The organism is Umezawaea sp. (assembly GCF_036375055.1).
Lineage (GTDB): Bacteria > Actinomycetota > Actinomycetes > Mycobacteriales > Pseudonocardiaceae > Umezawaea.
The window spans coordinates 1-21,962 of sequence record NZ_DASUSQ010000131.1 but is presented as its reverse complement, the minus strand read 5'-3'; the positions used below and the strand labels follow the sequence as shown (position 1 = coordinate 21,962).

Below are 21,962 nucleotides of genomic sequence, written 5' to 3'. Positions count from 1 at the left end.
GGTGCCGCGAGGGATCCACCCGAGCCGCGCGAAACCCGGTGTGGACTGCGGCCACCGCACTAGGGTGGCGCTGTGCGCGTCCTGTTCACCAGCCTCGCCTCCGTGGGCCACACCTACCCGCTGATCCCGCTCGCGGTCGCCGCGCGCGAGGCGGGCCACGAGGTGCACTACGCCGTCGGGGACGCCGTGCACGCGCCGCTGGCGGCCAACGGACTGCGCCCGTTCCGACCAGCCGATTCGTTCTACGAGATCTACGCGGAGGACCTGGAGCCCGAGCTGGCTCGGCTGGAGCCCGACCTCGTCGTGCACGAGTGGGGGCTGCCCGCGGGAGCCGTCGCCGCGCGGCGGGCGGGCATCCCCGGCCTGTGGCACGGGTTCGGCCGCATGTTCCCCGAGGGCATCGGGCTGGAGGTGCCCGCGCCCGGTGCCCCGCACCTGGACATCTGCCCGCCGTCCTTGCAGGACGAGGGCTTCCTCGCCACCGCGGACCGGATCGCCCTGCGGCCCGTGCCGTACTCGACGCCGAGCGGGTGGACGGCCCCGAGCGGGTCGCGACCGCTGGTCTACCTCACGCTCGGCACGGCGTTCGGCACGGCGGAGTTGCTGACCACGGCGGTCCGGGGCCTGACCGCGCTGGGCGCGCGGGTGGTGGTCGCCACGGGTCGGGTGCCGGTGCGGGAACTCGGCGACCTGCCGGACGGCGTGACCGCGGAGGCCTGGGTGCCGCAGGCCGACCTGCTGCCGAACGTCGCCCTGGTCGTGCACCACGGCGGCAGCGGCACGACGCTCGGCGCGCTCGCCGCCGGCGCGCCCCAGCTGCTGCTCCCGCAGGGGGCCGACCAGTTCGCCAACGCCGACGCGGTCGCGGCGGCGGGCGCCGGGCTGAGCCTGCACCCGACCGAGGTGAGCGCGGACGCCGTCACCGACCACGCCCTGTCCCTGCTGGGGCGCGCGGGCCACCGCGAGGCCGCCCGCGCGGTCGCCGAGGAGATCGCGCTCATGCCGTCACCGGCCGAGGTGGCCCGCCGCCTGCCCGACCACGTCTGAGCCGACCTGCCCGCGCCGCCGACCGGTGGCAGACTCGGGATCATGAGCCCACGTGAGGACGAGGTCGCGTCCCGAGCCCACCTGCTGCCCGAGGAGGAGTCCGCGGGCGGGAGCGCCGATCCCCGCGCGCAGGCCGAGGCCGTGCTGCGGGAGTCGGAGGACCGGGGCAACGCGCTGCTCGCGGTGCCCGACGGTGAGCAGGGGCCGGTCCCGGAGGACCCGGCCGACCGCGAGCACCGCCGCTCCGAGGAGACCACCTGAGTCGAAGTCGTTGACCCGCAACGACTTCCGGCGGTTGACTGCGGCCGGTGGCCGTGCCACGTTGCGAGGATGTTCGAGCACGTGGTCGTGATCGGTGCGGGTGTGTACGGTGCCGCGGTGGCGGCCTCGCTGACCCGGCGCGGCGCCCGCGTCACGGTCGTGGACGCGGGCGCGCCCGCGGGCGGCACCTCCGGCGCCACGTTCTCGTGGACCAACTCGTGCGGCAAGCAGCCCAGGGCCTACCACGACCTCAGCGTGGCGGCCATGGAGGCCCACCGGCGGCTCGCGACCCTCGGCGACTGGTACCACGAGGGCGGGAACCTGGAGTGGGCCGCCGACGAGGCCGGGGCCGAGGAGCTGCGCCGGAAGGTCGCCGGGCTGCTGGACTACGGGTACGAGGCGCGCTGGCTCGACCGGGCGGACGTGCTGCGCCTGGAACCGGACCTCGACCCGGCGCGGGTGCCGGAGGACGGGATCGCCTACTTCCCGCGCGAGGGCTGGATCGAGCCGACCAGGCTGGTGGGCCACCTGCTCGCGGCGGCGGTGTCGCGCAGCGCCGAGGTGGTGCGCGGCGACGCCGTCACCGGCGTGGAGTCGAGCGCGGGGGCGGTGCGCGCCGTCCGCCTCGCGTCGGGGCGCCGCCTCGCCGCGGACGCGGTGGTGAACTGCGCGGGCCCGCGGGCGGCGGAGGTCGCCGCGATGGCCGGTCTGGCGCTGCCGATGAACAACACCCGCGGCGTGCTGGTCTGCACCGCGCCGGTCGCGGTGTGGGTCTCCCGCGTCGTGCACGCCCCTCGGGTGCACCTGCGGCCCGACGGCGCCGGGCGGCTGCTGCTGCACAGCCACGAGGGCGACGGCGCGGTGCGCGTGTCCGACACCGGCGAGGTCACCGTCGACCGGTCGGCGGTCGACGACGTGCTCGTGGCGGGCCGCGCGCTCTACCCCGGACTGCGGGACGCGGCCGTGGAGAGCGTGCGGGTGGGCGAGCGGCCGATCCCCGGTGACGGCCTGCCCGTGCTGGGCCGGGCGCTCGCGCTGCCGAACTTCCACTTCGCCGTCTCGCACAGCGGTGCGACGCTGAGCGTGCACGCGGGAGACCTGGTCGCCGCCGAGGTGCTGGGCGAGGACCAGGACGGGGCGCTGGAACCCTTCCGGTTCGAGCGCTTCTGATCCGCTCGCGGTGCCGGACTCCACCCTTTCGAGTGGACAACGGCACCGTCGCAACCGGACACCCGCCGCCTGCCCGGTGGACCGGCCCGAACGGCGGTAGGGTCGCCACGATTCGTTGATCAATTCGGAAGAGGCTCAACACGTGGACACCTTGCAGGCGGGGCAGAACCTCGCGGTCGGCCAGCAGCTCGACTCGGAGAACGGGTACTCGCTCGTGCTCCAGTCCGACGGCAACCTGGTGCTGACCGACGGCGGCGAAGTGGTCTGGGCGACCGGCACCAACGGTTCCGGCGCGACCAGCGCCACCCTGCAGGACGACGGCAACTTCGTCCTCTACACCGCGTCCGGCACCTCGGTGTGGGCGAGCGACACCAGCGGCAACCCCGGCTCGCGCCTCGTCCTCCAGACCGACCGCAACGTGGTGGTCTACAACAGCGGCGGCTCCAGCACCTGGGCGTCGGGCACCAACACCGACGACCCCCGCCCCGTCCCCGCCCCGGTGGCCGTCGAGACCCCCGCGCCCGCGCCGGTCGAGCAGGCCCCGGCCGCCCCGGCCCAGCAGACGTGGACCGTCGACCCCGGCGACACCCTGTGGGCGATCGCGGAGAAGGCCTACGGCGACGGCAACCAGTACCAGCGCATCGCCGAGGCCAACGGTCTCGACAACCCGGACCTGATCCAGCCCGGCCAGGTCCTGGTCATCCCGGCCTGATCGCACAGCACTGTGGAGCTTCCGCACGGCGGAAGCTCCACAGTGGACGTTTCCCTACCTCGGCCCGTCCTGGACGGTGATCGCCCCCGCGGGGCACACCAGGGCCGCGTCGCGCACCGCGGCGTGCCCGGCCGCCGGGGGCGCGGGGTCGAGCAGGAGCACGGTGCCGTCGTCGTCCTGGTCGAACACCGCGGGCTCCGTCAGCACGCACATGCCCGCTCCGACGCACCGCCCCCGGTCGACCTCGACCCTCACGGCGCGTCCCAGGTGACCGGGAGCCGGTGCGCGCCCAGGATGTCCACACCCGACCGCAGCGGAACGTCCTGCGGCGCGACGGCCAGGCGCAGGCTCGGGAAGCGGGTGAACAGCGCGGGCAGGGCGACGCGCAGCTCGACCCTGGCCAACTGCTGGCCGAGGCACTGGTGGATGCCGTGGCCGAACGACAGGTGGCCGGTGGCGCGCCTGCCCAGGTCGAGCCGGTCGGGCTCGGGGAACTTCGCGGGGTCGCGGTTGCCCGCCTCGACGGAGAGGGTGACGGTGTCGCCCGCCCTGATCAGCCGCCCGTCCAGCTCGACGTCCTCCAGCGCGACGCGGACCATCGTGTGCGCGATGCTCAGGTAGCGCAGCAGCTCCTCGACCGAGCGCTCCGGGTCGGCGTGCAGCAGGGCGACCTGGTCGGGCGTGGTCAGCAGCGCGAACGCTCCCAGCGCGATCATGTTGGCCGTGGTGTCGAGGCCCGCTCCCAGCAGCAGGAACGCGACGTTCGTCAGCTCCTCGACGGTCAGGTCGGTCCTGGTGAGGTCGCTGAGCAGGTCGTCGGTCGGCGCGGCCCGCTTCGCGAGCACGAGGTCGTGCAGGAAGCCGCCGAACGCCGTCACCGACGCCGCCTGCTGCTCCGCCGTGGCCTCGAAGTCGTTGAAGACGGCCGTGTGCTCCAGGAAGAAGTCGCGGTCGGAGTACGGCGCGCCCAGCAGCTCGCAGATCATCAGCGCGGGGATCGGCTGGGCGAACGCCGTCACCAGGTCGGCCGACGGGCCCTGCCGCTGCATGGCGTCGAGGTGCTCGCGGGTCACCTCGTCGACGCGCTCGGCCAGCAGCCTCATGCGCCGGACGGTGAACGCGCCGGTGAGCAGGCCCCGGTAGCGGGTGTGCTCGGGGGCGTCGGTGTTGATGAACATGCCGGGCGGGGAGGAGGGCAGCGGACCGTCCATCCCCTCGCGGGGCACCGGGCTGTGCATGAGTTCGGTTCGCGAGCTGAACCTGCGGTCGGCGAGGACCGCGCGGACCGCGGCGTGGCCGGTGGCGAGCCAGCCCCGGTGGCCGTCGGGGTAGAGCATCGGGCGCAGCGGCTGCTCGTCGCGCAGGGCCGCGAGGTCGGTGGGCGGGTCGAAGGGACAGCCCGCGGGGCGGGTGGTCGGCATCGTCACGGTGTCGTCGAACCGGGTCATGCTGTTCTCCCCCGAGGAGTCTGGTCAGTTGGTGCGGTTGTAGAGCTTCTTCGCCCACAGGTAGCCCCCGAGCGCGATGGCGGCGCACCAGGCGACGGCGAGGTAGACGCTGCCGCCGATCGGCGTGCCCAGCAGGAGCCCGCGGAGCGTTTCGATGACGGGCGTGAAGGGCTGGTACTCGGCGAACCACCGCAGGCCGGTCGGCATCGAGTCGGTGGGTACGAAACCGCTGCCCAGGAAGGGGAGCAGGACGAGCGGCATCGGGAGGTTGCTCGCGGTCTCGACGCTGTCGGCCACCAGACCGAGGGCGACCGACAGCCACACGAGGGCGAACGTGAGCAGCGCGAGGACCCCGACCACGGCGAGCCACTCCACCGGCGTCGCGGTGGGGCGGAACCCGATCAGCAGCGCGACGCCGAGCACGATCACCATGCTGATCAGCGTCTGGACGACGCTGCCGAGCACGTGCCCGGTCAGCACCGACGCGCGGGAGATGGCCATGGTCCGGAACCGGTTGACGATGCCCTCGGTCATGTCCATGGCGACCGAGATGGCCGTCCCCTGCGCGGCGGAGGCCACGGTCATGAGGATGACGCCGGGGACCAGGTAGTCGATGTACTCGGCCCGGCCGCCGGACGGGCCGCCGATGCCCGCTCCCAGCGCGCCGCCGAGGACGTAGGCGAACAGCAGGAGGAACACGACGGGCATCCCGGCGAGCATGAACGTCAGGGAGGGGTAGCGCTTCATGTGCCGCAACTGCCGTCGCAGCATGGTGGCGGAGTCCGCCAGGACGTGGGTGCTCATTTCGCCAGCTCTCTCTCGTGGTCGGGCTTGCCGGTGATGGCCAGGAAGACGTCGTCCAGGTCGGGGGTGTGCACGGTCAGCTCCGCCACCTCGACGGCGTCCGCGTCGAGCCGGGCGAGAAGGCCGCGCAGCGAGGCCACGCCGCCGTCGCTGGGCACCCGCAGGACCAGCGCGTCGTCGTCGCGGGGCACGTCGCCGAGGCTGCGGACGGCCGTGTCCAGAGCGGTGGCGTCGGCGAAGCGCAGGCTGATGTGGCCTCCGGGGACCAGTCGCTTGAGCTCCTCCGCGGTGCCCTCCGCGACCAGCTTCCCGTGGTCCAGCACCGCGATCCGGTCCGCGAGCTGGTCGGCCTCCTCCAGGTACTGCGTGGTGAGGAAGATCGTCACGCCGCCCGCGACGAGTTCGCGGATCATCCGCCACATGTCGCGGCGGCTGCGCGGGTCGAGCCCGGTGGTCGGCTCGTCGAGGAACACGACGCGCGGGTCGCCGACCAGCCCCATGGCGAGGTCCAGCCTGCGGCGCATGCCGCCGGAGAACGTGGAGGCCTGCTTCGTCGCCGAGTCGGTCAGGTCGAAGCGCTCCAGCAGGGTGGCGGCGCGCTGCCTGCCCGCGCGCTTGCCGAGGTGGTGCAGGTCCGCCATGAGGACCAGGTTCTCCTCCGCGGTCAGGAGGTTGTCGACCGCGGAGAACTGGCCGGTGACGCCGATGGCGGCGCGCACGGCGTCCGGGTCGCGGGCGGGGTCGTGGCCGCCGACGGAGATCAGTCCGCCGTCCGCGCGGACCAGCGTGGACAGGATCTGCACGGTGGTGGTCTTGCCCGCCCCGTTGGGGCCGAGGAGGGCGAAGATCGTGCCGCTCTGGACGTGCAGGTCGATGCCGTCGAGGACGAGCTTGTCGCCGTAGGACTTGCGCAGTCCGGAGACGACGATCGCCGCGGGGTTCGGGTTCACGGTGTACCTCTCGGTTTCTCTCGCGATCAGGAGCGGCGGATGGTGACGTCGCCGAAGGAGGTCGCCGCGCGCACCTCGACGGTGTCGCCGCGGTCGGGGCGCTCCCGCGACTCGTCGAGCGAGTTGCGCACGCGGCCCTGGGAGGTGTTCACGTCGAGCCAGGCGGCCGTGCCCTCGGCGACGCCGACCTCCAGGTCGCCCGTCGAGGTCTTGAGCACGATCGAGCCGCGGACCACCTCGTCGACGCGGATGGTGCCGTTGGCCGACTTGGCGTCGACCCCGCCCGCCGCCGCCGCGACGGTGATGTCCCCGTTGGACGAGCGCACCCGCAGGTCGCCGCCGACCCGGCCGATCGTGGTGGGGCCGTTGGAGTTCTTGACCACGGCCTCGCCGTCGACCCGGCCGATGCGCACGGTGCCGGACGCGGTGGAGACGTCGGCGGTGCCGGTGACGGCCTCCACGGTGACGTGGCCCCCCGAGGTGCGCAGGTGCACCGGGCCCGCCTGGTCGACCTCGATGTGCCCGGAGCCGGACTTGAGCCTGCACTCCCCCAGCTCGCCGGTGACGCGGAAGTCCCCCATCCCGGTGTCGCCGCGGAGCGTCGAGCCCGTGGGCACCTCGACGTGAACCTCGACCGACCACTTCGCCCGGACGTAGGACAGGCCGCGCGGCTTCGGCGTCTTGACCAGCAGCTTGCCGTCCGCGAACTCGACGCGGGTCTGCTCGGCCGCCTCCACGTCCTTCGCCTCGCGGGCGTCGGCGGGCAGCACCTCGACGGTGGTGTCGGTGCGGTCGGTCGCGGTGACGCGCACGTCACCGGAGAAGACGTCGATCGTGACGTCGACGGGAGCGGGGGTGTCGAAAATGGGCATGGCTGTCCCCTGTGATGGTGTCGGTGTGGTGTTCTGCCTGGTGGGAGGGTTACTTGACCCAGCCGGTGAAGCGCTGCTGACCGGGCTTGCCGCCCCCGCCCGCCTCGCGCCCGCGGTCCTGGGCAGGCCGGTGGAGCGCGGCCGACGCGGCTCGGACGAGCCACGCGTTCACCGAGCGGCCCTCCTTGGCGGCGGCCTCCTCGATGGCGGCCTTGAGCTGCTCGGGGAGCCGGACGTTGATCCGCGACGTGGCGCCGTCCTCGATCACCGGCACGTCCTCGACCTGCGCCGGGAGGGTGCTCGGTTCGGGCTGGACGTCCGCGGGCTGGTCGGGTGCGGGGAGGGTGACGACGAAGTTCGGGTCACGGCCGCGCAGGCGCAGCTCGACCGACCCCGGTGCCAGGTCGAGGGTGATCTCGTCCGCCGCGGCGGACAGCGTCTCCAGCAGGGTCAGGCGGATCGCCGACTCCAGCGACCCGCTCAGGCGCTCGACCAGCGCGCGAGCCTCGTCGCCACCGGTTTCGGCCAAGACCGCCAGTTCGCGGCCGAGGTTCTCGACGTGCGTGCTCAAGTCCATGGCACAACTCTGACACATCGATGGCACCAACGCAAGCCACTCTGGCACCACTTTGGCACCATCGATGCCCTCAGAAAAAGAAAGTCCAGGTAGAACAGGGTGAGCCACAGTGGCTCAGTAGGTGCCACCGAGCTTGCGGTGGTCCCAGCTCGTCGCGCTCGTCGGTGTGAACCGCAGGCCGACCCGCTTCGCGGCCTGGGCGCGGATGAACGCCTCCACCTCCGGACCGTCCTGCCCCGCGTAGCGGGCCGACACCGCCAGGCCGATGGCGACCACCGCGTCCGGATCGGTGACCAGCTCGACGTCGCACTCCAGCGCCACGCCGCGCAACTGGTCGTAGGCGTCCCCCGCCTCGACCTGGAGGGTCGCGAGCGGCGAGCGGCGCAGGTTCGCCACCTTCTGCGACCGCCCGTACGTCCACCCCTCCAACACGTCGTCCCGCCGCACGAACCACAGCGGCACGAGGTGGATCCGGCCACCGGGGTTGGTGGTGGCGACGGTGACCACGCGCTCCTCGTCGAGGAACGCGCGCACCTCCGCACGGCTCATCCTGATCTGCTCTCGGCGCGACACCGGACCGATGCTAGTGCCGCGACCCGCACGACCGAGGTGACCAATTCCCTTTCCGCCGGACTCGGCCGGCGCGAAAATGCGGAATGAGAGGACAATTCACAATTCCATCCGACCCCGAGAAAACCTGCTCCATACGAGTGAGTGCACCACGTAAATCGACCACGGAACGCGACCGAAAAGAGTATAAAAAAGTTCGAGTGCCGGAACGATCACGATGCCGGCCGAGTGGAGAAGAGATGGATCAGGACGTACCTGACAAGAGCAATCCACACCAGTTCAACGGACTGAGGCAGGTCCTCACCGATCAGCAGCCCTTCGGGCCCGGCGACACCGAGTCGGTCGTGCACCACGGGCTCTCGAACGTCGACCGCCTCTTCGACCGGACGAACCTGATCTACGCGCAAACCGTGGCCGACACGCAGCCGACGTACATCATCGGACGCAAGGGCGCGGGCAAGACGGCTTTCCTCGTCGGGTCGACGCTCAAGGGCAGATCGCTGAGCGAAGTGCTCAAGACCGACAGCGTCTACCACGCGATGCTGAAGGTCCTGCGCGAGTACAGCCACGCGCACGGGCAGCTCTTCGTCGACCAGCGGGCGGACATCTGGCAGGCGCTGTTCGAGCAGATCGCGATCGTCCACGCCTGGCGTACGGCGTCCCGGCGGGACCCGGCGCGCGAGTTGCAGGCCCTGTCGGACTACGTGGGCCGGGCGACCGGACCGGCGGACCCGACGGTGGTGGCGGAGCACTTCCTCGCCGAACTGCTGCACCACACGGCCGAACGCCCCTCCGTCGGCCTGCGCGAGACCATCGCGGGGGTGACGAACGGCGGGGTCCGCTTCGACGTGGCCAGGGCGGCGATGCACACCGTGCTGGCGGGCCGGGCGGAGACACCGGTCATCGTGATGGACAACCTGGAGGACCTGCACGTCCGGCTGCACGAGCTGACCGAGGTGCTGGCCGGGCTGTTCCGCTGCGTCGGCAGGCTGGTCGCGACCAACCCCGGCAACCGCCCGTTCGGCACGCAGATCTGCCTCCCGTCGGAGCTGTTCGACAAGATCCACGAGATCGCCGCCGCACCGGAGAAGGACCTCCAGGGCCGGTACCTGAAGATCTACTGGACGGCGCGGGAGCTGCTGAGGCTCACCGGCACGCGGCTCGCGCTCTTCCTCCAGATGCACCACCCCGACGAACTGGGCAGGCTCCGGCGGCGCGCCGACCTGGTCGACGAGCCGGATCCGGTCATCGCCCTGCTCAGGGCCGCGCTGCCGCCGCGGATGATCAGCGGCCTGGACATCGAGGAGGACCCGATCGCCTACCTGCTGCGGCACACCCAGCTGCTGCCGCGGCACCTGATCCAGATCCTCAACAGCGTGTTCACCAGGACCGACCACGGGTCGAGGCCGTGGGCGGTGACGCAGGCCGCCGTGCGGGCGGGCACGCGGCACGCCGAGCAGCTGCTCGTCAGCGGCATCTTCAACGCGCACCTGGCGTCGTTCCCGTTCGCCTCGGCGGCGGTGCGGCAGCTCTCCGGCCGGGTCGACATCTCCTTCCCCGCCAACGACCTGCACAGGGTCTACAACCAGCAGGGCATCCGGAAGCTGACGAACCTGGACTTCGACGACTTCCTCTCGATGCTGTTCACCCTCGGCGTGCTCGGGGTCCGGTTCGGCCAGACCGGCCGGTACAACAAGGCGCACTTCCAGTACACGTTCGACTACAACCTGACCGCCCAGGAGGACACCGACGTCCTCTGCTTCCACCCGCTGTTCACCCGCTTCCTGCACGAGCGGGCGCTGCCGCGGCTGAGGTCCGCCCACGCGCACGCGACGTACCCCTACGGCTGCGACCTGAAGGGCGAGGACTACCGCCACTCGTTCGGCTACACCGGAACGTGATCCTGGACTGACATGCCACTCGCACCCCGCACCACCAACGACCTGCCCAGCCTCGCCGAGGAGTACTCCGACTCGGCGCCGGAGGACATCCGGATCGGGATCGCCCTGTCCGGCGGCGGGATCCGGTCCGCCGCGTTCAACCTCGGAGCCCTCCAGGCCTTGCAGTCGCAGGGCGTGCTCCAGAGCGCCGAGTACCTCGCCGCCGTGTCCGGCGGCAACTACATCGCCAGCGCGCTGACGATCTCCGCGGCGCACACCGACCCGGACTGCGAGAACGGCAAGCAGCCGTGGGGCCGCGGCTCGCCGGAAGAGCGGTACCTGCGCCAGCACACCGACTACCTCGCGCCCGGCCGCGCGGGCAAGCAGTGGATGGCGGCGAGCGTCGTCTACGGCTTCGTGCTGAACTACCTGCCGTTCGTGCTGTGCGCCATGATCATCGGCCGGGTCGCGGGCTGGCTGCTGCACCTGCTCGGGGTGCGGCTGTCGGACCTGCGGCTCAACGGCCTCGCGCTGCCCGAGTCGACGCTGCTGACCGTCCTGCTGATCGCCGCGTCGGTCTGCGTCGGGGTGGCGCTCCTGCTGGTCGCCTACCGGCGGTGGTTCAAGGACGGGAAGCCGGGGAACTACGGCGAGTCCCACTCCGAGCGCGTCGCCTCGTGGCTGCTGACCGGGGCGGCGGCGGTGGGCGTCTGCCTGGTGCTGCCGCCGCTGGCGGAGGTGTACGCCACGTCGTCGACGAACCTGCTCTCGACGTTCGTCGACGAGCGGCCCGAGTCCTTCCAGACGGCGGGCGGTCGCATCGTGATCGCGTTCGTGTGGCTGCTCGTGTCGTGCCTGCTGGCGGTCATCGCGCTGATGCTCGGCAGGCGCTTCCGCGCGCTGCGGCTGATGCTCGTGCTGTCGTCGATCTCCAGCGCGGGTCTGCTGCTCGTGCCGCTGCTGTCGTCGCTGGAGTACTCCACCCGCCACGGCCTGCACTCCGCGGGCGACGCGGTGGGGGTCGCCGTCGCGCTGCTGATCGTGCTGGTGATGGCGGTGAAGGTGCACAACCGGCGCTACTCGATGCACCTGTTCTACCGCGAGCGGCTCAACAGCGCGTTCGCGCTGAAGCGCCGCCGGGAGGGGAACCGGATCGTCGCCGAGCCGATCGGGTACGAGGAGAAGCTGTACTTCTCCGAGCTGGGCCCGAAGGAGAGCAACCGGCTGCCGAAGCTGGTGGTGTGCTGCGCGGTCAACCTGACGACGGACGACGTGCCGGTGGGGCGGTTCGCCGAGTCGTTCACCTTCGAGTCGGACCGCAGCGGCGGGCCGCTGTTCAAGTACCACGACACCGCGCGCTTCGAGGGGCGGTCGGGGCTGGCGGGCACCCAGCTGACCCTGCCGTCGATCATGGCCGTCTCGGGGGCCGCGCTGTCCCCGCTGATGGGCCGGTTCACCTACCCGCCGCTGCGCTTCCTCATGGCGCTGACCAACGTCCGGCTCGGCGTCTGGATCAAGAACCCCCGGCACCGGAGCTGGCAGCCGACGGTGCCCGACGAGGCGGTGCGGCCCGGCCTGGCCGCCAGGGCCTGGGCGTCGATCAAGGACGGCTGGCACGAGCCCGGCGCGCTCTACGTGCTGCGGGAGGCGCTGGGCGGCGCCAAGTCGACCCACCGGTACATCTACCTGACCGACGGCGGGCACTGGGAGAACCTCGGGCTGGTGGAGCTGCTGCGGCGGCGCTGCACCCACGTGCTCTGCTTCGACGCCACCTGCGACCAGACCGGTGACGGGCTCGACATCGGGCGCGCCATCGCACTGGCCCGCAGCGAGCTGAGCGCGGACGTCGACCTCGACCCCCGCCCGGTGATGCCGGGTGCGGACGGGCTGAGCGAGTCCATGGCCGTCAGCGGCCTCGTCCACTACCCGGCTCCCGGCCAGGAGGCGAAGCTCGTGTACGCCAAGGCGGTCCTCACCCCTGGGTCGAGCTGGGACCTGCACGCGTTCAAGCGGCGGGACCGGCGCTTCCCCAACCACTCCACCAGCCAGCAGATGTTCACCGACGAGCAGTTCGAGGCCTACCGGACCCTCGGCCACGAGGCGGGCCGACAGGCGCTGGAGCTGCTCAACATCCCCGAGCCGCTGCTGCGCCCGGCACCGACGGCCGCCGAGCCGTTCCACCGCGACGGCGCGGCCTCGTCCCTCGGGTAGCGGCGTCCCTCGGGTAGCGGCCCCGACGTCCAGATCGTCGACGCCCTCGTCAGCGCGGGCCACCCGCAGGCGGGTGTCCCGCGCTGACGGGTGGTCGCGCCCGTCGCGCGACGCCGGTGGCGCACCGGGTCGTGACAGACCGGCCACGACCGGCGCGCACGGGGGCCGGGCCGTCACGCGGAACCGGTGGCGCACCCGGTCGTGGCCCGCGGGCCACGACCGGCCCCCTCCCCCTGCGGGGGCGCGAGAGGGCCGGGTCGGATCGTCCCGCTCGCGGTGCGCCGGGGCCAGGCCTCAGGCCTGGCCGGTGGTGCGGTCGGTGTCCGCGCTCGGCTCCCCTGGCACGGTCGCCCCCGCGGCCCCGCCGCCGATGCGGATCGTCGTCGAGCCCATCGCTCCTCCTGTCGGTGGATGCTGATCCCCTGCGGGCGGCTCACGGCCGCCACGGGGACCAGGGTGCTCGGCCGAACGTGGGAGATCCTTGCGTTTCGCTTGAATCCGCAGTTGAGAACCGCTATCCCAAGACGGTGATCTTCTCCGCGGTGCGACTCCGCGTGCTCGGAACCGTCGAGGCGTCCACCGACGGCCACCTGATCGACATCGGCCCCGCCCGGCAGCAGTGCGTGCTGGCCGCGCTGCTCGTGGACGCCAACCGCCCCGTCCCGGTGGACCAGCTGGTCGACCGCGTGTGGGGTGAGCGGGCGCCCGCGCGGGCCGTCGGCACGCTGCACAGCTACCTGACGCGGGTCCGGCAGGCGCTCGCGGGCGTGGTCACGATCGTCCGGCGCTCGGGCAGCTACGTCCTGACCGTCGACGAGCAGGTCGTGGACCTCCACGTGTTCCGCGCGCTGGTGGCCCGCGCCCGCGCCAGCGAGGAGCCGGAGCTGTTCGAGGAGGCGCTGGGGCTCTGGCGCGGCGAGGCGTTCACCGGCCTCGACACGCCGTGGCTGGCGGTGGTCCGCGAGCAGCTCGGGCGCGAACGGCTGGCCGCCGAGCTGGACCGCAACGACCTGGCGCTGCGGCGGGGTGCCCACGCCGAGGTGCTGCCGCCGCTGCGGGCCAGGACGGCGGAGCAGCCGCTCGACGAGCGGCTCGCGGGCCAGTACGTGCTCGCCCTCTACCGCTCGGGCCGCCAGGCCGAGGCGCTGGAGCACTTCGAGCGCACCCGGCGGCTGCTGGCCGAGGAGCTGGGCAGCGATCCCAGCCCGCCGCTGCGGCGGCTGCACGAGGCCATCCTGCGGGGCCAGGTCGACGCGGCGGAACCCGCGCCGAAGGCGGCGGTGGTGGTGCGCAACGACCTCCCCGGCGACCTCGCCGACTTCACCGGCCGGGAGGCCGAGCTGCGGCACGTGCTCGCGGCGGTCCCCGACGACCCCGGTTCGGCGACCGCCGTGGTGATCGAGGCCATCGACGGCATGGCGGGCGTCGGCAAGACCACCCTCGCCGTGCACCTCGCGCACCTGCTGGCCGACCGCTACCCCGACGCGCAGCTGTTCGTGGACCTGCACGGCCACGCCTCCGACCAGAGGGCCACCGATCCGATGGCCGCGCTGGACACCCTGCTGCGCGCGCTGGGCGTGCCCGGTGACCGCATCCCGGCCGAGCCCGCCGAGCGGTCGGCGCTGTGGCGGGCCGAGCTGGCGACCCGGCGGGCGCTCGTCGTGCTGGACAACGCGGCCGACTCGGCCCAGGTCCGCCCGCTGCTGCCGGGCACGTCGCGCGCGCTGACGCTGATCACCAGCAGGCGGCGGATGCTCGACCTGGAGACGGCGCGCGTGCTGTCGCTCGACCTGATGCCGCACCGGGACGCGGTCGCCCTGTTCACCACCGTCGTCGGTGACGACCGCCCCGAGCGCGAACCCGGGGTGGTGGACGAGGTGGTGGAGCTGTGCGGCCACCTGCCGCTGGCGCTGCGGATCGCCGCCGCCCGCCTGCGCAGCCGTCCGAAGTGGACGGTGAGCCACCTCGCCCAGCGCCTGCGGCAGGGGCTGTCGGAGTTATCGGCGGGCGACCGGAGCGTCGCCGCCGCCTTCGCGCTGTCGCACCGCCACCTCACCGCCGAGCAGGGGCGGCTGTTCCGGTTGCTCGGGCTCGTGCCGGGAGCCGACTTCGACGCCCGCGCCGCGGCGGCGCTGACGGGTGTCGACGTCGCCGCGGCCGACGGGCTGCTGGAGGAGCTGGTCGACGTGAACCTGCTGGAGCAGCCGACGCCGGACCGCTACCGGTTCCACGACCTGCTGCGCGAGCACGCGCTGGCCCTCGTGCTCCAGACCGAGCCGGAGGCCGGGCGGGCGGAGGCGTCCGCCCGCCTGTACGACCACTACCTGCACACCGCCGTGACCGCCGCGCTCCACCTCGGTCCGGTGTCGCGCCAACCGCCGGTCGACCACCCGCCCGCCGACGCCCCGGAGTTCGCCACCGGCGCGGAAGCACTGGGGTGGCTGGACGGCGAGCACGCGAACCTCGTGTCGGCGGTGCTGCACGCGGCCGACCGCGGCCTGCCCTCCCACGCGTGGCGGTTCGCGCAGGCGTTGTGGCGCTTCTACTTCATCCGGGGGCACCTCGACGACTGGGCCACCACCCACCGGGTCGCGCTGGCCGCCGCGCGGGAACTGGGCGACCGGTTCGCGGAGGCGGAGGTGCTCAAGAGCCTCGGCACCGCCGCGTGGCAGGTGGGGCACAACGCCGAGGCCCTGGACCACTACCAGCGCGCGCTGGCGCTGTACCGGGAGGTCGGCGAGCGCAAGGGCGAGGCCGCGGTGCTGGGCAACCTCGGGCTCGTCCACGACCGGATGGGCCGTTACCAGGAGGCGATCGACCACCACCTCCAGGACCTCGCCCTGTGCAGGCAGATCGGCGACCGGCGCGGCGAGGGCACCACGCTGAGCAACCTCGGGCTGGTGTGCGAGCGGGTGGGCCGCTACGACGAGGCCCTCCGGCACTGCCGGGACGCGCTGGTGGTCATCCGCGAGTTCGGCGACCGGTGGAGCGAGGGCGAGACGCTCATCCACCTCGGGCTCATCCACCGGGGCCTGCGGCAGCACGACGACGCCCTGCGCTGCCAGCGGGAGGCGCTCGTCCTGATGAGGGAGCTGGACGACCGCCTGCGCGAGGCCCACGTGCTGGCGAACATCGGCCAGGCCCTCAGCGTGGCGGGCAGGCACACCGAGGCGCTGGAACACCTGCACCAGGCCCTGGCGATGGACCGCGAGATCGGTGCGCACGCCGAGGAGACCAGCGTGCTGAACGACCTGGGCGAGGCGCACCGCGCGGCGGGCCTGCCGTCGGAGGCCGACCACCGGCAGGCCCTCGCCCACGCCCTCGACATCGGCGACCGCCACCAGCAGGCACGGGCGCACCTGGGCCTGGGCCACGCCGTGTCGGCGACCGACCCGGACGCCGCCCGCCTGCACTGGGAGCAGAGCCTCGCCCTCTACCGCGACCTGGGCGTCCCGGAGGCCGACCGGGTCAGCGCCCACCTGGCCGAGTGGACCGCCGCTGCCGACGCGCGGCACCAGACGGCAGCGGCACCGTCCGAGCCAACCTCGGACACGCAGCCGTGACACCGACGTCCGAACGCACCCCACCCCCGCCCGCGCGGGAACGGCACGGCTCCCGCCGCCGAACGGTCGGACGCGGACTTGTCCACGGTTCGACGACAACGGCCCTCGTGTCCACTGTGGACGACGAGGGAAGACGCCGATCGTCCGTTCGGTGTGCGAACACACCGATATTCGCTCGCCCGACCGCCGCTCCGTTCGGCACACTGCTCCGATGCACCTGCGGCAGGCCGAACCCCGTGACCTGGACCAGATCGCCGCCCTGCTGGTGGCCAGGGGCGAACCGGAGGACGCCCTCGACCACCGGCTAGTGGTGCACGACCCCGACCAGGGGTGGTCGTCGTGCGCGGTGGTGGTCGACGGCGACCGCGTCGTCTCGACGCTGATGCTGCTCGACGAGACCCTCTCGCTCGGCGGGGTCGAGATCCCGGCCGGGCAGGTCGAACTGGTCGCGACCGACCGCGAGTACGAGGGCCGCGGCCTGGTGCGGCGGCTGATGGCGTGGGCGCACCAGCGCTCGGCCGACCGCGGCCACCTGGCGCAGGTGATGATCGGCATCCCCTACTTCTACCGCCGGTTCGGCTACGCCTACGCCATCCCGATCCCGCCGACCCGCAAGGTCGTCGCCGTGCCGCCGCCGGTGGCCGGGCACGTCGTGCGGCGAGCGGGCGCGGCCGACATCGCGGCCATGGCCGCCGCGCAGGACGCGCTCCAGGCCGAGCTCGACCTGCGGATGCCGCACTCGGCCGCGTGCTGGCGGTGGCTGGTGGAGCGGGAGGGCAGCACGCAGTGGGTCGTCGAGCGCGCGGGGGTCGTGGTCGGCACCGGGCGGCTGACCGAGTCGCACCTCAGCGAGGTCGCCGGGGTCGACGCCGCGGCCGAGCAGGCGCTGCTGCACCACGTCGCGGGTCTCGCGGAGGGCGTCACGGTCACCGACCGGTTCGGCAACCGGCTCGGGCCGTTCCTCGGGCCGCTGCCCGTGGACGCCGAGATGTACTACGCGCGGATCCCGGACACCGCCGCCCTGCTGGAGCACCTGCGCCCGCTGCTGTCCCAGCGCGCGGCCGGGTACGACGGCGAGGTCGTGCTCTCGTTCTTCGGGTCGCACGTGCGGTTCCGCTGCACCGACGGCGAGGCGGGGCCGATGACCACCGGCGGGCCGATGCAGGGCCCCGCCTCCGTCGGCGGCGCGGGGGTCGCGCCGGACCTGGTGCCGTCGCTGCTGTTCGGCCCGCACGGCATCGAGGGGCTGGCCAGGCTCCACCCCGACGTCTACCCCGGCCCGAACCGCAAGCTGATGGCCGCGCTGTTCCCACCGGTCCGCGCCGACCTGCTGACCTACTACGTGGCCTGACCGCGGTGGACGGACGCCTCGGCGCGCGGTGAGGACGTGCGCCCGTGGCTCGTCGACGTCGGCCAGGTCCAGCACGGCGACCACGTTGTCGAGCATCCCGGCGCCGAACCACTGCCGCACGGCGTCGTCGCCCAGCAGACCCCGCACGGTCTCGACCTGCTCGGCGTAGCACCGGCGCACGGCCCGCGCCACGAGCGGTTCGCGCACGGCGCAGTTCGCGTGCACCAGGAAGCGCAGGACGGTCCGGTCCTCGACCAGCGCGGCGTAGCCCGCGCGCGCCGCGACCACCGCCGACCCGGTCCCGTCCGACGCGTGCGAGAGCAACGTCTCGGTCATGACCACGGACACGTGGTCGACCGCCGCGGCGAACAGCGCTTCCGTGTTCGGGTACAGCCGGTAGGGGTACGGCTGCGAGATGCCGACCCACTCGGCGATCTCGTGGGTCGTGGCGCCGCAGAAACCCTTGCGCGCGAAGCGGTCGACCGAGGCTGCCATGATGACCCGACGGCGTTCGTCGCTCTTCGCGCTGGTGCCTGCGACGGGCATGGTCATCAGCTAACACGGTTCTCCTCAGCGCCCAAAGCAACGCTGAGGTCCGACTCGGCGGGCACGTCGCGCGGCGTGAGCGCCTCGATCGCCACCAGCGGGTTCCAGTAGTCCAGGTAGTGGGTGATCAGCCCGTTGCCGTCGGTCCGCACGATCGACACGCACGTCTGCTCGTACAGCTTGCCGGTCGGCACCGCGGTGCCCGTCGAGCGGAACTCGGCGACCACCAAGCCGGGGTCGGCCGTCTCGTGGAAGACCAGGTCGACGAATTCCACCGCGAAGGTCTCAGGAAAGTGGCTCATGTGCGCAACCAGCGCGTCCCGCCTCTCCACCCGCCGCGACACCCAGTCGGGCGCGAACGGGAACTCGAGCACCGCGTCCGGCGTGAACAACTCGACCCACTCCTCCACCCGGCCCGCGGCGGTGAGGCGCAGGTGCTCGGACAGGGCGTGCTAGGCCGCGGCGCGACGGGTGGCGTCGTCGGTCATGTCGACTCCTGGGTTAGTGGTCGACCGATAACCTACTGGCCCGTCCTGCCGCCGTCGGCCGACCTCCTCGACCGGCCTGTCGGGCCCACGACATTCACAACTCAAAAGTTCCACACCATCCAAGCGGCGACGTACTGGACGAGACCGTCACCGGCGAAGCCTTTCGCGCCTTGCGTGAATCCGGCGATCGCGACCACGACTGTCACGAACGACCAAATAATTTCTGGCTTGCCCCAGATTGCACTCCTGGAGGCATGGAAGAAAAACTTCAGCACGATCGAAGTGATGGCGATCTGAACCCAATCGAGCCCGTCGAAACTAACTAAATGATACAGTCGGGCGTAAGCGGCAAAAACTACGAAGATGGCCGCGAAGTGCAGCATCGCCGCAACAGCGGACCGAGGCACCACAGTCTTCGGCTCTACCACACGAGACGGCTCTTGGGCTCTTGACGTGCGAGGTTCAACTTGGGGAGCAGTCGAAGCAGCTCCCCCGAACTTCACGCCACCCGAAATCATATTTGCCTGAACGGAGAGGTGAACTCTCCCGGAGATATCATTCCGAACAGTCACCGGAGGTTCCGGTACTTGCTCTGAACACTTTTCTGGATCTTGCTCGCACATCGTACGCGGTGATTCCTTGTCGATCTTACAATCACGGTCGGCAAGATGATTCAGCTGCCGGGGATGCCGCAACCTTACTTGTCGGCCGTGCGAGGTGTCAGGACCGTTCAGACCTGACAACAATGTGCGAACGGCTCAACTTTATAAGATCGTTATATAGATCAAATGGAGTACTGTCCGCTGTCGCGCCAGAGTGGCCACCGTGTTCGGGGCACCGGCCCCCACAATGGCGGGATGACGCCGAACGTGTTCATCGCCGGTCCCGTGTCCTGGAACCACCTCGTCTCGCTGGACGAACTGCCCGCCGCCCGGCCGCACACGGCGTTCGCCAGGGGGCACTGGACGACGGTGGGGGGCACGTCGGCGGGCAAGGCGCTGAACCTCGCGAAGCTCGGCGCGCGGGTGACCCTGCGGACGGTGGTGGGCGACGACGAGCCGGGACGGGCGGCGCTGGCGGTCCTCGCCGCGGCGGGGGTGGACGTGATCGCGGAGGTCGCGGACGGGCCGACCGAGCAGCACCTCAACCTGATGGACACCCACGGCGGTCGGGTGTCGATCTACCTGGAGCTGCCCGAACTGCGCGAGCCGCGCCACGACGGGCGGGCGCTGGCCGCGCTGGCGGCGGCCGACGCGGCGGTGGTCGACCTCGCCGAGCACTCCCGGCCGCTGCTGGCACGGGCGAGGGCCGCGGGCGTTCCCGTCTGGTGCGACCTGCACGACTACGACGGGAGGTCCGCGTTCCACCAGGACTTCGTGGCCGCGGCGGACCACGTGTTCCTCAACGACGACGGCGTCCCGGACCGCGCCGACCTGGAAGCGCTGCTCAAGAGCTTCGACAGCCGGATCGCCGTGGCGACGCTCGGCGCCGACGGGGCGGTGGCGGCCGCGGACGGCGTGCTGCACCGGGCCGCGGCGGTGCCGGTCGAGACGATCGTGGACACCAACGGCGCCGGCGACGCGTTCTTCTCCGGATTCCTCGTCGCCCACCTCGCGGGCGCGGACGTGCCCGGCGCCCTCACCGCGGGCGCCGCCTCGGCCGCGCGCTGCCTGGCCTCACCAGACCTGGCCTGACGCCGCCGGTGGCGGTCGGCCGGCGAACAGGGGGCCTCACGGGTTATCGTGGGAGCCGAGTGATCGCGATCGAGGGAGCACGGAAGTGGCAGGCGAAGACGACGTCTCCGGGTGATACCGGAGTGATCGGGCCGCAGGACTAGTACCGCGGCCTCCTTGTCGTACCCCCACTTCCTGGTACCAGCCGGGCGGTTCAGTCGCGCCCGCATCGCACGCGAGGTCTTACCGCATGTCCATCACCTGCTCCACCCTGTCCTTCTCCTGGCCGGACGACACCCCCGTCTTCGCCGACCTGTCCTGCACGTTCCCCGCCGGGCGCACGGGTCTCGTCGCGCCCAACGGCGCGGGCAAGAGCACGCTGCTCAAGCTGATCGCGGGTGAACTCCGGCCGAGCGCGGGGTCCGTGACCGTCGACGGCGTGCTCGGCTACCTCCCGCAGAGCCTGCCGCTGGACGGCGACCTGACCGCGGCCGAGGTGCTGGGGATCGCCCCGCAGGTCAGGGCGCTGGCCGCGATCGAGGCGGGCGACGCGAGCGAGGAGCACTTCACCACCATCGGCTCCGACTGGGACGTCGAGGAGCGCACCCGCGCCCAGCTCGACCGGCTCGGGCTGGAGGACGTCGACCTCACCCGCCGCCTCGGCACGCTCAGCGGCGGCCAGGTCGTGTTCCTCGGTGTCGCCGCGCAGCTGCTGAAGCGGCCCGACGTGCTGCTGCTCGACGAGCCGACCAACAACCTCGACCTCGACGCCCGCCGCAAGCTCTACGACGTGATCGGCGAGTGGTCCGGCACCCTGCTGCTGGTGAGCCACGACCGCGCGCTGCTCGACCGGATGGACCGCATCGCCGAACTCGACCGGGGCGAGGTCCGGTTCCACGGCGGCGACTTCACGTCCTACGAGGAGTCGGTGCGGGCCGCGCGCGAGGTCGCCGAGAAGAACATCCGCACCGCCGAGCAGGACGTGAAGCGGGAGAAGCGGGAGATGCAGCAGGCCCGCGAGCGCGCCGAGCGGCGGGCGGGCAACGCCGCGCGCAACCTCAAGAGCGCCGGTCTGCCGAGGATCTTCGCGGGGAACATGAAGCGCGGCGCGCAGGAGTCGGCGGGCAAGGCGCGCGAGACCCACTCGTCGCGGGTGGACGACGCCAAGGCCAGGCTGGACGAAGCAGGCCGCGCCCTGCGCGAGGACCAGAAGATCGTGCTGGTGATGCCGGGGACCACCGTCCCACCGGGACGGACGGTCTTCCAGGGCGAGGGGATGCAGGTCCGCTACGGCGACCGGGCCCAGTTCGCGGGCGACGGCGTCGACCTCGCGATCCGCGGCCCGGAGCGGATCGCGTTGACCGGCCCGAACGGCGCGGGCAAGTCGACCCTGCTGCGCGTGCTCAACGGCGACCTGGAGGTGAGCGGGACCAAGCGGGTGGACGGCCGGATCGCCTACCTGTCCCAGCGCCTCGACCTGCTCGACCTCGACCGCACGGTGGCCGACAACCTGGCCGCGTTCGCGCCGGGGATGCCGGAGGCGCAGCGGATGAACCTGCTGGCCCGCTTCCTGTTCCGGGGCGCGCGCATCCACCTCCCGGTGGGCGTGCTGTCCGGCGGCGAACGCCTGCGCGCCACGCTGGCGTGCGTGCTGTTCGCCGAACCCGCACCGCGGTTGCTGCTGCTGGACGAGCCGACGAACAACCTCGACCTGGTCAGCGTGGACCAGTTGGAGAGCGCGCTCAACGCCTACCAGGGCGCGTTCGTGGTGGTGAGCCACGACGAGCGGTTCCTGGCCGCGATCGGCGTGAACCGCTGGCTCCGGCTGTCGGACGGGGC

General features: G+C 72.3%; 19 protein-coding genes and 1 pseudogene. 10 read left to right on the top strand and 10 right to left on the bottom strand.

The features are described from left to right. Positions 1-72: 72 nt before the first annotated feature. The 4 genes from VFZ92_RS32775 to VFZ92_RS32760 all read left to right on the top strand — a co-directional run bounded on the left by VFZ92_RS32775 (position 73) and on the right by VFZ92_RS32760 (position 3,190). The gene (locus tag VFZ92_RS32775) at positions 73-1,047 is read left to right on the top strand and encodes a glycosyltransferase (RefSeq protein WP_330880108.1); all 975 of its coding nucleotides are present in this window, start codon (positions 73-75) and stop codon (positions 1,045-1,047) included. Between the two features lie 42 nt (positions 1,048-1,089). Next, positions 1,090-1,308, top strand: a complete 219-nt coding sequence (locus tag VFZ92_RS32770; RefSeq protein ID WP_330880106.1) for a hypothetical protein — start codon at positions 1,090-1,092, stop codon at positions 1,306-1,308. A gap of 69 nt (positions 1,309-1,377) precedes the next feature. Beyond that, positions 1,378-2,478 (top strand): FAD-dependent oxidoreductase, encoded by a 1,101-nt coding sequence (locus VFZ92_RS32765; RefSeq protein WP_330880104.1) that lies wholly within the window; start codon positions 1,378-1,380, stop codon positions 2,476-2,478. A gap of 142 nt (positions 2,479-2,620) precedes the next feature. Then, positions 2,621-3,190, top strand: a complete 570-nt coding sequence (locus tag VFZ92_RS32760; protein ID WP_330880102.1) for a LysM peptidoglycan-binding domain-containing protein — start codon at positions 2,621-2,623, stop codon at positions 3,188-3,190. Positions 3,191-3,244: 54 nt separating this feature from the next. On the opposite strand, the gene VFZ92_RS32755 is transcribed toward VFZ92_RS32760, so the two are convergent. The 7 genes from VFZ92_RS32755 to VFZ92_RS32725 all read right to left on the bottom strand — a co-directional run bounded on the left by VFZ92_RS32755 (position 3,245) and on the right by VFZ92_RS32725 (position 8,414). Beyond that, positions 3,245-3,445 carry a ferredoxin gene (locus VFZ92_RS32755; protein ID WP_330880100.1) on the bottom strand — a complete coding sequence of 67 codons (201 nt, stop codon included), beginning with the start codon at positions 3,443-3,445 and terminating at the stop codon, positions 3,245-3,247. Further along, the gene (locus VFZ92_RS32750; RefSeq protein ID WP_330880098.1) at positions 3,442-4,638 is read right to left on the bottom strand and encodes a cytochrome P450; all 1,197 of its coding nucleotides are present in this window, start codon (positions 4,636-4,638) and stop codon (positions 3,442-3,444) included. Before VFZ92_RS32750 ends, VFZ92_RS32755 begins: the two co-directional genes overlap by 4 nt. Positions 4,639-4,662: 24 nt before the next feature. Beyond that, positions 4,663-5,442, bottom strand: coding sequence for an ABC transporter permease (locus VFZ92_RS32745; RefSeq protein WP_330880096.1), 780 nt, complete (start codon positions 5,440-5,442; stop codon positions 4,663-4,665). After that, positions 5,439-6,392: an ATP-binding cassette domain-containing protein gene (locus tag VFZ92_RS32740; RefSeq protein WP_330880094.1), complete on the bottom strand. Its 954-nt coding sequence runs from the start codon at positions 6,390-6,392 to the stop codon at positions 5,439-5,441. The genes VFZ92_RS32745 and VFZ92_RS32740 overlap by 4 nt, the downstream gene beginning before the upstream one ends. 26 nt (positions 6,393-6,418) lie before the next feature. Continuing rightward, positions 6,419-7,264 carry a DUF4097 family beta strand repeat-containing protein gene (locus VFZ92_RS32735; RefSeq protein WP_330880092.1) on the bottom strand — a complete coding sequence of 282 codons (846 nt, stop codon included), beginning with the start codon at positions 7,262-7,264 and terminating at the stop codon, positions 6,419-6,421. A 49-nt stretch (positions 7,265-7,313) separates the two neighbouring features. After that, entirely contained in the window at positions 7,314-7,841 is a 528-nt protein-coding gene (locus VFZ92_RS32730; RefSeq protein ID WP_330880090.1) for a YlcI/YnfO family protein, read from the bottom strand. Between the two features lie 114 nt (positions 7,842-7,955). Next, a complete protein-coding gene (locus VFZ92_RS32725) occupies positions 7,956-8,414 on the bottom strand; it encodes a pyridoxamine 5'-phosphate oxidase family protein (RefSeq protein WP_330880087.1) in 459 nt (152 codons plus the stop codon). A gap of 236 nt (positions 8,415-8,650) precedes the next feature. On the opposite strand from VFZ92_RS32725, the gene VFZ92_RS32720 reads away from it, so the two are divergent. The 4 genes from VFZ92_RS32720 (at position 8,651) to VFZ92_RS32705 (ending at position 17,416) form a co-directional block, all read left to right on the top strand. After that, complete coding sequence (locus tag VFZ92_RS32720) at positions 8,651-10,312, top strand: P-loop ATPase, Sll1717 family (protein ID WP_330880085.1); 1,662 nt, start codon at positions 8,651-8,653, stop codon at positions 10,310-10,312. A gap of 12 nt (positions 10,313-10,324) precedes the next feature. Continuing rightward, positions 10,325-12,502 (top strand): hypothetical protein, encoded by a 2,178-nt coding sequence (locus tag VFZ92_RS32715; RefSeq protein WP_330880083.1) that lies wholly within the window; start codon positions 10,325-10,327, stop codon positions 12,500-12,502. 527 nt (positions 12,503-13,029) lie between these two features. Continuing rightward, a complete protein-coding gene (locus tag VFZ92_RS32710; RefSeq protein ID WP_330880081.1) occupies positions 13,030-16,065 on the top strand; it encodes an AfsR/SARP family transcriptional regulator in 3,036 nt (1,011 codons plus the stop codon). A 211-nt stretch (positions 16,066-16,276) separates the two neighbouring features. Then, complete coding sequence (locus VFZ92_RS32705; RefSeq protein ID WP_330880079.1) at positions 16,277-17,416, top strand: GNAT family N-acetyltransferase; 1,140 nt, start codon at positions 16,277-16,279, stop codon at positions 17,414-17,416. Positions 17,417-17,785: 369 nt separating this feature from the next. On the opposite strand, the pseudogene VFZ92_RS32700 reads toward VFZ92_RS32705, so the two are convergent. The 3 genes and pseudogenes from VFZ92_RS32700 to VFZ92_RS32690 form a co-directional block, all read right to left on the bottom strand. Next, positions 17,786-17,911, bottom strand: a pseudogene (locus tag VFZ92_RS32700) (TetR/AcrR family transcriptional regulator); the annotation flags it as partial. A gap of 56 nt (positions 17,912-17,967) precedes the next feature. Beyond that, entirely contained in the window at positions 17,968-18,396 is a 429-nt protein-coding gene (locus VFZ92_RS32695) for a nuclear transport factor 2 family protein (RefSeq protein WP_330880129.1), read from the bottom strand. A 155-nt stretch (positions 18,397-18,551) separates the two neighbouring features. Continuing rightward, positions 18,552-18,833, bottom strand: a complete 282-nt coding sequence (locus VFZ92_RS32690; protein ID WP_330880077.1) for a hypothetical protein — start codon at positions 18,831-18,833, stop codon at positions 18,552-18,554. Positions 18,834-19,307: 474 nt separating this feature from the next. Between VFZ92_RS32690 and VFZ92_RS32685 the strand changes: the two genes are divergently transcribed. Both VFZ92_RS32685 and VFZ92_RS32680 read left to right on the top strand, forming a co-directional pair. Beyond that, entirely contained in the window at positions 19,308-20,144 is an 837-nt protein-coding gene (locus VFZ92_RS32685; RefSeq protein ID WP_330880075.1) for a carbohydrate kinase family protein, read from the top strand. 229 nt (positions 20,145-20,373) lie between these two features. Continuing rightward, a partial coding sequence (locus VFZ92_RS32680; RefSeq protein ID WP_330880073.1) for an ABC-F family ATP-binding cassette domain-containing protein occupies positions 20,374-21,962 on the top strand: 1,589 nt, incomplete at its 3' end.

Excerpts from the sequence above, each read along its gene's own strand:
- VFZ92_RS32685 (WP_330880075.1), top strand. The coding sequence starts at position 19,308 with ATGACGCCGAACGTGTTCATCGCCGGTCCCGTGTCCTGGAACCACCTC.
- VFZ92_RS32730 (WP_330880090.1), bottom strand. The coding sequence starts at position 7,841 with ATGGACTTGAGCACGCACGTCGAGAACCTCGGCCGCGAACTGGCGGTC.
- VFZ92_RS32745 (WP_330880096.1), bottom strand. The coding sequence starts at position 5,442 with ATGAGCACCCACGTCCTGGCGGACTCCGCCACCATGCTGCGACGGCAG.
- VFZ92_RS32735 (WP_330880092.1), bottom strand. The coding sequence starts at position 7,264 with ATGCCCATTTTCGACACCCCCGCTCCCGTCGACGTCACGATCGACGTC.
- VFZ92_RS32770 (WP_330880106.1), top strand. The coding sequence starts at position 1,090 with ATGAGCCCACGTGAGGACGAGGTCGCGTCCCGAGCCCACCTGCTGCCC.
- VFZ92_RS32750 (WP_330880098.1), bottom strand. The coding sequence starts at position 4,638 with ATGACCCGGTTCGACGACACCGTGACGATGCCGACCACCCGCCCCGCG.
- VFZ92_RS32715 (WP_330880083.1), top strand. The coding sequence starts at position 10,325 with ATGCCACTCGCACCCCGCACCACCAACGACCTGCCCAGCCTCGCCGAG.
- VFZ92_RS32705 (WP_330880079.1), top strand. The coding sequence starts at position 16,277 with ATGCACCTGCGGCAGGCCGAACCCCGTGACCTGGACCAGATCGCCGCC.
- VFZ92_RS32720 (WP_330880085.1), top strand. The coding sequence starts at position 8,651 with ATGGATCAGGACGTACCTGACAAGAGCAATCCACACCAGTTCAACGGA.
- VFZ92_RS32765 (WP_330880104.1), top strand. The coding sequence starts at position 1,378 with ATGTTCGAGCACGTGGTCGTGATCGGTGCGGGTGTGTACGGTGCCGCG.
- VFZ92_RS32690 (WP_330880077.1), bottom strand. The coding sequence starts at position 18,833 with ATGCTGCACTTCGCGGCCATCTTCGTAGTTTTTGCCGCTTACGCCCGA.